Origin of the sequence: Sporosarcina ureilytica (assembly GCF_001753205.1) — a bacterium.
Classification (GTDB): Bacteria; Bacillota; Bacilli; order Bacillales_A; family Planococcaceae; genus Sporosarcina; species Sporosarcina ureilytica.
Window position 1 is genome coordinate 1865736 of sequence record NZ_CP017560.1, and the last position, 12871, is coordinate 1878606.

The 12871-nt window shown below is 38.5% G+C and carries 12 protein-coding genes; 11 read left to right on the forward strand and 1 reads right to left on the reverse strand.

Going from position 1 to position 12871, the window contains the following annotated elements; all coding sequences use genetic code 11:
- Positions 1-27: 27 nt before the first annotated feature.
- The 9 genes from BI350_RS09185 to BI350_RS09225 all read left to right on the forward strand — a co-directional run bounded on the left by BI350_RS09185 (position 28) and on the right by BI350_RS09225 (position 7061).
- Positions 28-843 (forward strand): GDSL-type esterase/lipase family protein, encoded by an 816-nt coding sequence (locus BI350_RS09185; RefSeq protein WP_075527826.1) that lies wholly within the window; start codon positions 28-30, stop codon positions 841-843.
- Between the two features lie 12 nt (positions 844-855).
- Positions 856-1431: a YpmS family protein gene (locus BI350_RS09190; protein WP_075527827.1), complete on the forward strand. Its 576-nt coding sequence runs from the start codon at positions 856-858 to the stop codon at positions 1429-1431.
- 12 nt (positions 1432-1443) lie between these two features.
- Positions 1444-1974, forward strand: a complete 531-nt coding sequence (msrA, locus tag BI350_RS09195; protein ID WP_082295024.1) for a peptide-methionine (S)-S-oxide reductase MsrA — start codon at positions 1444-1446, stop codon at positions 1972-1974.
- 29 nt (positions 1975-2003) lie between these two features.
- A complete protein-coding gene (msrB, locus tag BI350_RS09200) occupies positions 2004-2390 on the forward strand; it encodes a peptide-methionine (R)-S-oxide reductase MsrB (RefSeq protein WP_075529323.1) in 387 nt (128 codons plus the stop codon).
- Between the two features lie 12 nt (positions 2391-2402).
- Positions 2403-2630, forward strand: coding sequence for a YozE family protein (locus BI350_RS09205; protein ID WP_075527828.1), 228 nt, complete (start codon positions 2403-2405; stop codon positions 2628-2630).
- Between the two features lie 73 nt (positions 2631-2703).
- The gene (deoD, locus tag BI350_RS09210; protein WP_075527829.1) at positions 2704-3408 is read left to right on the forward strand and encodes a purine-nucleoside phosphorylase; all 705 of its coding nucleotides are present in this window, start codon (positions 2704-2706) and stop codon (positions 3406-3408) included.
- Between the two features lie 65 nt (positions 3409-3473).
- Complete coding sequence (locus BI350_RS09215; RefSeq protein ID WP_075527830.1) at positions 3474-4970, forward strand: lmo1851 family serine protease; 1497 nt, start codon at positions 3474-3476, stop codon at positions 4968-4970.
- Between the two features lie 75 nt (positions 4971-5045).
- Positions 5046-5939: a CobW family GTP-binding protein gene (locus BI350_RS09220; RefSeq protein ID WP_075527831.1), complete on the forward strand. Its 894-nt coding sequence runs from the start codon at positions 5046-5048 to the stop codon at positions 5937-5939.
- A gap of 231 nt (positions 5940-6170) precedes the next feature.
- Complete coding sequence (locus BI350_RS09225) at positions 6171-7061, forward strand: CAP domain-containing protein (protein ID WP_075527832.1); 891 nt, start codon at positions 6171-6173, stop codon at positions 7059-7061.
- 184 nt (positions 7062-7245) lie between these two features.
- Here the strand turns inward: BI350_RS09225 and BI350_RS09230 are convergent, their stop codons facing one another.
- Complete coding sequence (locus BI350_RS09230) at positions 7246-8595, reverse strand: MATE family efflux transporter (protein ID WP_075527833.1); 1350 nt, start codon at positions 8593-8595, stop codon at positions 7246-7248.
- Positions 8596-8769: 174 nt separating this feature from the next.
- Here BI350_RS09230 and BI350_RS09235 point away from each other — a divergent pair, with 174 nt between their 5' ends.
- Together BI350_RS09235 and BI350_RS09240 are read left to right on the forward strand one after the other, a co-directional pair.
- On the forward strand, positions 8770-9852 hold the full coding sequence (locus tag BI350_RS09235; protein ID WP_075527834.1) for an undecaprenyldiphospho-muramoylpentapeptide beta-N-acetylglucosaminyltransferase: 1083 nt from the start codon (positions 8770-8772) through the stop codon (positions 9850-9852).
- A gap of 177 nt (positions 9853-10029) precedes the next feature.
- Entirely contained in the window at positions 10030-12843 is a 2814-nt protein-coding gene (locus tag BI350_RS09240; RefSeq protein WP_075527835.1) for a 2-oxoglutarate dehydrogenase E1 component, read from the forward strand.
- Positions 12844-12871 lie beyond the last annotated feature (28 nt).

Below are 12871 nucleotides of genomic sequence, written 5' to 3' on the forward strand. Positions count from 1 at the left end.
TAATTTAAGAAATGAGGAACAATAAGAATGAGAAAGTTGCTTATTATGATTGTCTTCTCCTCGTTATTGTTGTCGGGGTGTCATCCAGGCATATTCAAAAACCTCCCTCCAGTCAAAGAAAGGCCATATACAGCATTTGAAAAATGGGTAATTCCAGGAGTATTTATTCAGAAATCAATCTACGTGATTGGACTTGGTGATTCATTGACTGAAGGGATAGGCGATGAATTAAAAATGGGCGGCTATTTTGGACGCGTTACAACTGCGATGGCAGAGTGGCAAGGTGTCAAAGATGTTGAAGCGAATAACTTAGCCAAAAGAGGGAGAAGAAGCGATCAGCTTATCACTCAACTTGAAGGCCGTGACGTACAAGAACAACTTAAAAAAGCGGATATCATCTTGTTTACAATCGGTGGAAACGATGTTATGAAAATTGTGAAACGCGATTTATTTGAATTGAAAATCAATGCATTTAATGAAGAACTTTCCCGATTTGAAAAAAGATTGGATGAAATATTTGGTATAATTCGTGGACTCAATGGAAATGCCATCATTATCGTCGGGGGACTTTACAATCCATTTTCAATTGTAGCCGATGAGGCAACAGAATTCGATGAAATTCTGGAGGATTGGAACGATGCGATTGAAGTACGAACTGTGTTGGACGGTAAATCTTGCTTTATACCAGTTTCAGATTTGTTCTATTCAAATGAGAACATGGTTTATCATACGGATTTTTTCCATCCGAATGCGAAAGGGTATGTACAAATGGCAAATCGCTATATCGAAAGTATTGACAAGTGTAATCTATTTAAATTATCGGATGGAAACTTTGATATGTAGGGAGCTGGTCGAGTGAATCGTTGGAAAATAGGTTTTTTCTTATTGGCAGGGATTATCATCGCTGCAATTGTTTATTTGTTTATATTAATCGGCACATCTTCGGAATCCGGACCAGTTCCAAAAGCTAAGGATATAACTGGTGCTAGTAATACGTTAACAGTTAAAGCGACGAAGGAAGATTTTGAAGGGATTGCGAATACATATATTCGCAAAGCAATGAATAAAGAGCCACTTCCCGTTACAATGATTATTGAAGATGATATCATTCTATCGTCAGAACTTACCGTTTTTTCTTATACAGTGCCTGTGACGATGCATTTTGATCCAATTGTGCAAGAGGACGGGAATTTAATGCTGAAACAATCATCATTAGAAATTGCCGATTTGAACCTTCCGCCATCTACGGTTTTAAAGGTGCTTAGAGACTCTGTGAAGTTACCACCTTGGATGATTGTTCGGGTGAAAGAAGAAGAGATTTTTATCGACTTAAGTGGTTTACCAATTTCAGGGGATCTACAAGTGAAAGCAAAAGAATTCAACTTGAAAAAAGATGAAATTATTTTGGAGATTGTGATTCCAAGAGAATAAGGAGGCATTCAATTGACACGATCTATCGCAACATTTGCAGGTGGCTGTTTTTGGTGCATGGTAAAACCTTTTGATCGATATGATGGGGTTCAATCGGTTGTTTCGGGGTATACCGGCGGTGATATCGAAAATCCGTCTTATGAACTTGTTTGTACGAATACGACTGGTCATCGGGAAGCAGTTCAAATCACATTTGATGACAACATAATTTCTTATGAGGAATTACTTACCATATTTTTGCGTCAAATTGATCCTACAGACGCTGGAGGTCAATTTTTTGACAGAGGTGACTCGTATAAAACTGCAATTTATACACATTCTGAAGAACAACGACTTGCTGCAGAAAAATCCAAGAAGGAATTGGATGCAAGCGGGAAATTTAAAGAGCCCATTGCGACAGAAATATTACCAGCTAAAGCTTTTTATCCCGCAGAGGAAGGCCACCAAAATTACTATATGAAAAATCCGGCTCATTATAATCGTTATGCGATTGGGTCAGGCCGTGAACAGTTTAAGAAAATTAATTGGGGGGATGAAGCTTGAAACAAGACCTTAAAAACCGATTGACAGAGATGCAATATCATGTGACGCAAAAAAATGGAACCGAGCCACCCTTTCAAAATGAATATGATGCACACTATGAAGAAGGCATTTATGTGGATATTGTTTCTGGCAAGCCGCTCTTTAGTTCTAAAGATAAATATGATGCAGGTTGTGGGTGGCCAAGTTTTACCAAACCGATTGAAGATGCGGAAGTAACAGAGCACTTTGATGATTCCTTTGGCATGCGTCGAACAGAAGTAAGAAGCAAAACAGCAGATTCTCACCTTGGACATGTTTTCCCAGATGGACCAGGTGAAGCAGGATTACGGTATTGTATAAATTCAGCGGCTTTACGATTCATTCCTGCCGAGGACCTTGAAAGAGAAGGGTACGGGGAATATCGAAAGTTATTTTAAGGAGCAGTGACGATGAATAAATCGTTTTATCAATTCGTTTTATCGTTTCGCGGCGGCGGGAAAGAGGACGAAAGAGCAGTCTTTGCGGAGGAAATGTTTAATGATTTAAGTTTCCCCAAAGATGAAAGGGAGTACGATCTTCTTTCACGTTATGTTGAAGAGATGGCAAATGAACAAATGAAGCCCATCATTTTTGACGAATTGTATAAACTTTATGAAGAAAGAGTATTAAACCAATAATTGTTTCTAGATTGCAAAAAAGAGTCGATAAATGTATGATAATACAAGATAATGGAAAGTGAGGAATACTAAAATGAGTATACATATTAACGCAAAAAAAGGTGAAATTGCAGATACGATTTTATTACCAGGAGACCCGTTACGAGCGAAATATATTGCAGAAACATTTTTAGAAGATGTTACAAAATATAATGAGGTTCGTAATATGTTTGGTTACACAGGAACTTACAAAGGTGAGCGTATTTCCGTTCAAGGTACGGGAATGGGTGTTCCTTCAATTTCGATTTATATTACAGAGTTAATGCAAGAGTATGACGTTCAAAAGTTAATCCGTGTTGGGACATGCGGAGCAATTCAAAAAGACGTTCAACTACGCGATGTTATCATTGCACAAGGCGGTACAACAAATTCTACGATGAATAATATCATTTTCGATGATATTACGTATGCACCTATTGCAGATTTTGATTTACTTTTAAAGGCATATCAAACTGGTATTGAAAAAGGATTAAATTTAAGAGTTGGAAATGTTTTCACTGAAGATCTATTTTACAATGAGTTTTCCGACCATGAAAAATTAGCACAATACGGTGTGCTCGCTGTAGAAATGGAAACTTCTGCACTTTACACGCTTGCTGCTAAGTTTGGTCGTCAAGCACTCTCTATTTTAACTGTAAGTGACCATATTTTAACTGGCGAAGCAACTTCTGCGGAAGAACGTCAATTGACATTCAATGATATGATTGAAGTAGCACTTGACGCAGCAATCCAAAAATAAAAGGACTAGAGGCCGCTATTAGGCGGCCTTCTTCTCTTATATAAAAAGAAAAGGTGGGGGATGAGATGGACGAAAAAGAGAACCAAAATCGTGACGTTGTTGATGCGAACAAGCCACCTGCCAAACGTTACATCCAATTAAAACCATTCTCTTTTGTTATGCTGGTGTTTGGACTCATACTAATAACAGCTGTCATTACATTTTTTATTTTAACGACAGGCGAAGATAAAGTTGTTGAAGTTGTCAAGCCACAACAACAAGTTCCTGCTCGTCAAGAGTTTCAAAAGTTTTTTGAAGCATATGATGAGATGAAAAATAATTATTTTGAAGATGTTGATGAACAATTAGTCATCGATGGTGCTATTAATGGAATGATTGACGCACTTGGGGATCCATATTCCGATTATTTGAACGAAGATGAAGCACGCCAATTAAATGATAGTATTTCTTCAAGTTTCGAAGGAATTGGTGCCGAGATTCAAGAACAAGACGGCTATATTGCGGTCGTTTCCCCTATTAAAAATTCTCCAGCTGAGAAAGCTGGGCTGTTACCGAGAGACAAAATAACTGCAGTAAATGGAGAAAGTATTCAAGGGATGTCTTCTTCAGAAGCAGTCCTGTTAATTCGTGGAGAAAAGGGAACGCCTGTAACATTAACGATTATTCGTACTGGGCTCGATGATCCAATGGAAATAGAAATTATTCGTGATGTCATTCCAATTGAAACGGTTTATTGGGATTTAGATGAGGACGGGATTGGTCACGTCCATATTACAAGTTTTTCAATGGGGACATACGATGAGCTTCTTACCGCGCTCGATGAAATGGAAGAAGCAGGATTAAAAGGACTTGTTGTCGATGTAAGACAAAATCCAGGCGGTACGTTAGATGGAGCAATAGATATATCCAACCTTTTTGTTGAAAAAGGAAAAAATATATTACAATATCAAGGGAAAAAAGGAAAAGCTCAAGTTTTCAGTGCGTCTAGTGGTAGGAAAGTGGACGTACCTGTGTCCGTTATTATTGACGATGGAAGTGCATCCGCCTCTGAAATACTAGCAGGCGCATTGAGTGAGTCCTCCGACATTCCACTTGTCGGTATAACGACTTTTGGGAAAGGAACGGTCCAATCCCCAAAAGATTTACCAGATGGGTCTAACTTAAAATTAACAACGGCAAAATGGTTGACACCAAATGGCAATTGGATTCATAAAAAAGGGATTAAGCCAGATTTTGAAGTCCCTTATCCGGATTATGCGATGTTACCATTTCTAAATCCGTCTATCGAAATGGAAGAAGGCATGGTATCCACTACAATTGAGTCGGCTGAAAAAATGCTAGAAGCTACAGGGTACAATCCAGGTGTCGTTGACGGTCTATATGATGCGGAAACAACAAATGCAGTTAAAGCATTGCAAGCGGACTTGGATATCGAAATTACGGGAGTATTAACCGGTGACACAACATTTGGCTTAATGAATAAGTTACGTGAGAAAATTGAAAATGATGATCCTCAACTAATAAAGGCAAAAGAGCTATTGCTTGAAAAATTAAAGAAATAAATTGTTAAATATGCCACGCGTTCTGCCACTAAGGGCGGGACGCTTTTTTCAAAGGCAAACTAGGAGGAGCACAATATGATTGACGTTTATTTATTTAGCGGTTTTTTAGGAAGCGGAAAAACTTCACTCTTATTAAATGTGATCAAACAATTAAAGGATGAAAATAAAAAACCTGCTGTATTTATGAATGAATTTGGGGACTTACCTGTAGATTCTAAAGCAGTTGAAGGGGAAGTGCCTTTAAAAGAATTACTTGACGGTTGTATTTGCTGCAGCGGCGCTGAGAAGACAGAAGCCCAGTTACAGGGCCTTCTCCTTGAAAATGAAGATATCGATGTTATTTTAATCGAAACGACAGGGGCTGCTCATCCAGTAGAAGCGTTAGATGCTGTCTATTCACCATTATTTGCTGATCGCTTGCAAGTTAAAGGGATTATTACAGTAGTCGATAGTAAACTCTGGTTGAATCGCAATCAGTTGTCGCCGCGAATTCGTGCGTTATTTATGGAACAAATTAAACATGCTCATATTTTACTAGCGAATAAAGCAGATTTATTAACAGATGAAGAACTTGCTAATGTGACAATGGAGCTGCCTCACTTAAACGCAACTGCACCGATTATACAAACAATTAATGGCAAAATGTCATTTACTCATATTGAAAAAATGCTTCAAAAACCTAAAGCGAAAGTGAATAAAGACATTGTCTCAGGCGCTGGATTGCCACTGTCTTCAAAGTTAATGACATTTACGGAAAGTGTAGAGATGGAAGCATTTGAAAACTGGGTGAAATCTTTACCGGACACTGTCTATCGAATGAAAGGATTTGTACCAGTAAAAGGGACTAGAAATCCATATTTATTTCAATATGCATACGGAATGGTTCATTGGATGCCAGAATATATCCAAATGGAACCACGTTTGGTCATTATTGGTGAAGACATTGACGCCATTCATTATCCGTCGTAAGATTTATTTATCGTGAAAAACCTATTAACATTAGGTTTTTGGCGAGAAATGCTAGTTTTGTCAACCCGTATTTTCATGAAAAAAAATGATGGATAACCAATCGTATCCAATTTATCTACTTATAATCTCCTTTCCTATCAGTTTTCCATCCTAACTGGTTTTGTTGGTAAAACTATCCGCTCAATCGAAAATCATAGACGTTATGATAGATTGCGAAGGGAGGAGTTAAAGATGAAAAAATCGATTGCAGTCATCTTACTCGGTTCGGCACTATTATTACCGAACAATTCGAAAGTAGAAGCTTCATATTCTGATAAGGCGGTACAGGTTCACAAAGCACAGCAAATTACTTGTGTAGAATGGGATGGGAAACAATACGATTTTAACAATCTATTGAACAAAAATGATAAAAATCTTTCATTCTATTATAATTTGATTAACTTTGTAAATAAATATGCAAAATCGCCAAACCTAGTACCAACTAAACCGGCAGAAGAAGTAAGTAAAGAAGAAACACCAAAAGCTGTAGAGGCACCTGAGGTTAAGGCGCCACAAGTTGAGGAGACTCCTAAAGTGGAAGAAACTCCTGAAGTTGTAGAAAAACCGGAAGTTGAAAAAGCTCCTGAAAAAGAGCAAGTTCCTGAGAAACCTTCAACACCAGAAGCAACACCAACGCCAACAGTTCCAGCACCAACACCAGAACAACCTGCAAAGCCGGTTGAAGAGGCTACACCAAATGCTTCTATTTCTGCCATTGAACAAGAAGTATTAAACTTAACAAATGCAGAAAGACAAAAAGCAGGTCTTGCACCATTACAAATTGATCAGAAGCTTATGGACTCAGCACGTGCGAAATCTAAAGACATGTCTGTTAATGGATACTTCTCACATACTAGCCCTACATACGGTTCACCATTTGACCAAATGAAATCATTCGGTGTTACGTATCGTTCAGCAGCTGAAAACATTGCAATGGGTCAACGTTCAGCGCAAGAAGTAGTAAAAGCTTGGATGGAATCTCCAGGCCATAGACAAAACATTTTAACACCAAACTTTACCCATATCGGTATTGGTTATGATGCGAATGGTAATTACTGGACACAACAATTTATACAAAAATAACAATCAATCAGCAATTCCTTTCTCTAATAAGAGGGAGGAATTGCTTTTTTGATATTTATAGTTAACATAATAATATTATGTTATCTATAGTGGCTGTTAAATTTGAGGGAAACGTGTTTTCGGGATGTTGGACATTTAAATGCAAAACCTCCCACTTCTATAAACTAGAAGTGAGAGGTTGCTGTTAATTTATAAGATGTTTATTTTGAATATGACGAAGTCGGAAAGATAATGTGATGGCACCAACTGTTAATCCAGTGATCAGTCCAATCCAATAGCCGTAAGGTCCTAAATGTGTGAAGGTTGCCATTGCGTATCCTACCGGCAAACCAATGACCCAGTAAGAAACAATGGCCATAATAAAAGTAATATTGACATCTTTATAGCCTCTTAAAGCACCTTGGACGGGCGCTTGTATCGCGTCAGATAGTTGAAAGAAGGCTGCATAAATAAAGAAATGAATCGACAATTTTATAATATCTATGTCATTTGTATAAAGCCCCGCGATTTGTACGCGGAATAAGAGTAATATAGCAATTGAAATAAAGCTAAATAAAACCGCAACAACGATACTTAAATAACTGTATTTTTTCGCATCGAGATATCGACCTGCTCCAATTTCTTGTCCGACAAGAATCGTCGTCCCCATTGAAATGCTTAACGGAATCATATATAGCAATGAAGTGAAATTTAAGGCAATTTGATGAGCTGAAATAATGGCTGTTGAATAATTTGCCATGAGCAAAGTCACGACGGAGAAGATGCTTATTTCAACAAAAATTGAAATCCCCATCGGAACGCCAATCACTAAGATTTCTTTCCATTTCTTAAATGAAATTTTTCCCCACTGCTTAAACAGATTAAATGAAAGAAATGGTCCGAATTTCGAAGCAGTCGCACAAGCAATTAAAAATACGAGCCAATAGGTGATTGCTGAAGCATACCCAGCTCCAGCGCCTCCTAGTTCAGGAAAACCGAAACGACCGTAAATTAGTAAATAGTTCAACACGACATTTATCGGTGCGGATAGCAGAATAATTGCCATTGAAACACGCGTCTCGCCTAATCCATCGAAAAAAGACCGTAAAACTGCATAGCCAAAAAGTGGAAGAAGACCTAAACTCATTCCGAATAAATATTCCGAAGCGACAATTCTAACTGGCTCTTCAAGCGGCATTGCATTTAAAATAGGTGCAACAGCAAATTGTATGATTAAAAAAACAATTGCAGAAAGCGCAACAGACACGTAAAGTCCTTGTTGGACAGACGGTCGAACTTCGCCGTGGTTTCTAGCTCCAACATGTTGGGCAATAATTGGCGTGAGCGCCATTAAGATTCCCGCTAGCCCTGTATAGACAGGTACCCAAAATGACGACCCAATCGTTACACCTGCAAGATGGTATGTATCGTAGCGTCCAGTCATAAGAATATCAAAGAATGAAATCATATACATTGCGATTTGGGTGATTAAAATGGGCGTAATCACTCTCACCATATTTTTTGATTTGTTTTTTGAAATTAAAGCTGTGTTCATCTATCAATTCACCTTTCATTAGAGACTCGAATAGTAGTGTAACATGAATTCTTTGGTATACTAGTGAATGGCTTAAAAATATTTAACTTCATGCGCAAAAAAGTTACACTATATATAGGTAACGAAATGAATGCTCAAAGCATAATAAATTAGATTAGACGAGGTGAAACAACCATGAAAAGACCGATTATTTTATTAACCGGTGGTGGAACGGCAGGACATGTGTCGGTCAACGAAGCACTTATCCCAGTGTTTCAAGAACGTGGTTATGAAGTCCATTATATAGGTTCTCATGATGGAATAGAAAAAGAATTGATAGGGAAACGTTTTCCTGACGTCACATACCACGCGATACAAAGTGGAAAATTACGACGATATTTCTCCGTGAAGAATTTCACAGACCCATTTCGAGTAGGCGTTGGCTTATTGCAGGCACTGGCTGTTATCCGTAAATTAAAACCTGAACTCATCTTTTCGAAAGGTGGATTCGTGTCAGTTCCTGTCGCATTGGCAGGTCAATTGGCTAAAATTCCTGTTATTATTCACGAATCTGACGTCACACCAGGTCTTGCGAATAAATTAGCAGTTCCTTTTGCAACGCATGTATTTACAGTGTTTGAACAAACGTTAGCGTATGTGCCTGAAAGTAAATCCACTTGTTCAGGAGCAGTCATTCGACCTGAATTGTTTACCGGCATAAAAGAACAAGGCTTAAAACAAGTCGGATTTAGTGGGAACAAGTCAGTTCTTATCGTCATGGGAGGTAGTCAAGGTTCAAGATTATTAAATGATGCGATAAGAAACGAATTAGAAGTGATCACGGAAACTTTTGATGTCATCCATTTATGTGGGAATGGTCATTTAGATCCTTCATTAAATGCACACAGACATTACAAGCAGTTTGAATATGTCACAACAGAGTTGCCGCATTTATTAGCTGCCTCCGATTTTGCAATTTCACGAGCTGGTTCGAATGCAATCTTCGAATTACTTGCGCTAAAAAAGCCGATGTTACTTGTCCCTCTTTCCGCAGCACAAAGTAGAGGAGACCAAATTTTAAATGCCAATTACTTTAAATCACTAGGATTGGCACATGTTCTTGAAGAAGAGGAAATCGCTGTTCGACCTTTTTCGACGGAATTGCTAAAATTGAAGAAAGATGAACAGCAATTAAAGACCCGTATGAAGAATAGTGAAGGTCCAAAAACGCCAGAGGAAATGGTTGAACTAATTATGAACTTTAATAAGTTAAGTTAGAATTCTATGTGAAGGCGTCAAAATACTTGTAAAATAGCGGAAAATTACCTTTTTTCGTATAAAATTCTAATAGTTCGTGCTAAACCCTTTAAGTTCTAGTCTTTGCATGGTAAAATTAACTAGGAATAAAAAATATAAACACAAAATGCCTTTTGGCAAATGTGGAGGTCATTGTACATGTCAAAAAATTTAGGTACTCAATCGCCTTATGATGCTTTTACAGGGCCAAACCTTGGGTACGTAATGGAAATGTATGAATTATTTAAGTCTTCCCCTGAGTTAGTTGATGATGAACTCGCAGAAATGTTCAACCGATTTGGTGCTCCTATTGAAGATAGCGGTGAACAAGTAACAATCGAAGGTTCAGTCCAATCAACGAATATTGGTAAAGTGATTGCTGCTTTTAAGTTACAAGAGGCAATCCGTACATACGGACATCTTGCGGCTGACGTTTATCCGCTCGGCGATCGTCCAAAAGATTTAACGCGTATTGAATTATCTTACTATGGTTTATCCGAAAAAGATTTGGAAGATATGCCAGCAAGTTTATTCTTAACGCATGTACCTGCACATATTGAAAATGGTCTTGAAGCTATCAATTATATGAAATCGCTTTATACTGGAAAAATATCCTATGAATTTGCGCATGTAATTGATGAAGAAGAGCGACAGTGGATTCAATCTAAAATTGAAAACGGAGAAGTATCCACTCAATTATCGGCTGATGATAAGAAAGCGCTTTTAGAGAAATTAACTAAAATTGAAGGTTTTGAAAAGTACATACACCGTACATTTGTCGGTGCAAAGCGATTTTCTATCGAAGGACTTGATACGCTTGTTGTCTTATTAGATGAGCTTGTCCGTCGTTCTGAAGAGGATAAAGTAAAGAAAATGTTAATTGGTATGGCACACCGTGGACGTTTGAACGTGCTTGCACATATTTTAAAAAATCCTTACGAAATGTTCTTTGCACATTTTGCTGGGGTTTCCGATCAACCATTTTTGCCAACGGACGGTTCCTTGGAAACAACACGCGGTTGGTTTGGTGACGTAGTCTATCATTATGGCTCACTATATAATAGTCCGTCAGGTATGCAACGTTTCCTAGCTTACAATCCATCCCACTTAGAAGTAGTGAATGCAGTTGTAACAGGTCAAACACGTGCCGCACAGGAAGCAGAAAGTAAGGCTGGAAACGCCGTTCAAGATACAAACTCCGCGTATGCGATTCTTGTACATGGGGATGCAGCTTTTCCTGGCCAAGGCGTAGTACCTGAGACATTTAACTATAGCCGTGTCCGTGGTTTCAAAACAGGTGGTTCCATCCATGTTATTGCCAACAATATGATTGGTTTTACGACGGAACACTATGATTCTAGGTCGACACATTACTCTTCTGACCCGGCAAAAGGTTTCGAAGTACCGATTATACATGTGAATGCCGACTGCCCAGAATCAGTCATTGCGGTAGCGTCATTTGCATTTGAATATCGTCAAAAGTTTGGTAAAGATATTGTAATAGATTTACTTGGATACCGTCGTTACGGTCATAACGAAATGGATGAGCCACTCGTTACAAATCCAACGATGTATCATAAAGTACATCAACACCCAACAGTGCGTGAGATGTATGGAAATGTACTAACTACCGAAAATGTTGTAACTGCTGAAGAAGTAGAAAAGCTTGATGAAGATACATTTAAGCTTATGCAGCAAGCACATGACGTAGTAAGAGAACATCCAAGCGCGAAAGAGAAAGAAGATAAAGAAATAGTTATTCCGGATGAAGTGCTAGCTGGATATCCTGCTGAACTTGAAACGGGTGTTGCAGAAGATAAATTGCGTACAATGAACGAAGAACTACTCAATTTCCCAGAAGAGTTTAATGTTTTTGGACGTCTCGTTCGTATTTTAAAAAGAAGAGAAGAACCGTTCAAAGGAAATGGGAAAATCGATTGGGCACATGCTGAAACGCTTGCATTTGGTTCCATTTTGCAAGACGGAAATCCAATCCGTTTGACAGGTCAAGACGTTCAACGTGGAACATTTGCACACCGTCATCTCGTTTTACATGATGAAAAAACAGGAGAAGAATACTTACCGCTTCACCATATTAGTGGTGCAAATGCTTCATTTGATGCTTTTAACAGCCCGCTTACAGAATCAGCAATTGTTGGTTATGAGTATGGCTATAACCTTGAAAATCAAAAAGCATTATCGATTTGGGAAGCGCAGTATGGAGACTTCGCCAATATGGCCCAAGTGATGTTCGATCAGTTTATTTCTGCCAGCCGATCGAAATGGGGTCAACAATCAGGACTCGTCATGTTATTGCCACACGCACATGAAGGACAAGGTCCAGAACATACGAGTGCAAGACTAGAAAGATTTTTACAAATGTCAGCAGAAAATAACTGGACAGTTGCGAATCTATCTAGCGCGGCAAACTATTTCCACATTTTACGCCGTCAAGCGAAAATGTTAGGGGAGCCGTCAATGCGTCCGCTCGTAATCGTATCGCCAAAATCACTGTTACGTCACCCATTGGTTGGTGCTGACGTTGAAGATTTAACAGAAGGTAGTTTCCAAACTGTTCTAGAGCAACCTGGAACAGGGACAAAGAAAACTAAAGTTGAACGGATTTTATTCGCAAGCGGTAAAATGGCTATCGATTTAGCTGAACAAGTAAAAGATGGCGAAGGATTCGATGATATTCACATCGTTCGTGTTGAGCAACTCTATCCTTTCCCATCCGAAAAGATTCAAGAAATCGTTTCGCGCTATTCAAAAGTAAAAGAACTTGTTTGGGTGCAAGAAGAACCGAAAAATATGGGTTCATGGTCATTTGCATATCCGTATATTCAAGAGATAGCAGGTAATAAAAAAGTTTCTTATGTTGGACGTCCTGATCGTTCTAGTCCATCAGAAGGAGACGGTGCATCTCATTCAATTGAACAAAAGCGTATTATCAATGAGGCTTTAAACCGTTAACACGGTATATTCAAAGGAGGAAATTATT

Bases quoted from the DNA above. Each gene is read 5' to 3' on its own strand.
- BI350_RS09185 (WP_075527826.1), top strand. From the start codon at position 28: ATGAGAAAGTTGCTTATTATGATTGTCTTCTCCTCGTTATTGTTGTCG.
- msrB (WP_075529323.1), top strand. From the start codon at position 2,004: ATGCAATATCATGTGACGCAAAAAAATGGAACCGAGCCACCCTTTCAA.
- BI350_RS09205 (WP_075527828.1), top strand. From the start codon at position 2,403: ATGAATAAATCGTTTTATCAATTCGTTTTATCGTTTCGCGGCGGCGGG.
- deoD (WP_075527829.1), top strand. From the start codon at position 2,704: ATGAGTATACATATTAACGCAAAAAAAGGTGAAATTGCAGATACGATT.
- BI350_RS09215 (WP_075527830.1), top strand. From the start codon at position 3,474: ATGGACGAAAAAGAGAACCAAAATCGTGACGTTGTTGATGCGAACAAG.
- BI350_RS09220 (WP_075527831.1), top strand. From the start codon at position 5,046: ATGATTGACGTTTATTTATTTAGCGGTTTTTTAGGAAGCGGAAAAACT.
- BI350_RS09225 (WP_075527832.1), top strand. From the start codon at position 6,171: ATGAAAAAATCGATTGCAGTCATCTTACTCGGTTCGGCACTATTATTA.
- BI350_RS09230 (WP_075527833.1), bottom strand. From the start codon at position 8,595: ATGAACACAGCTTTAATTTCAAAAAACAAATCAAAAAATATGGTGAGA.
- BI350_RS09235 (WP_075527834.1), top strand. From the start codon at position 8,770: ATGAAAAGACCGATTATTTTATTAACCGGTGGTGGAACGGCAGGACAT.
- BI350_RS09240 (WP_075527835.1), top strand. From the start codon at position 10,030: ATGTCAAAAAATTTAGGTACTCAATCGCCTTATGATGCTTTTACAGGG.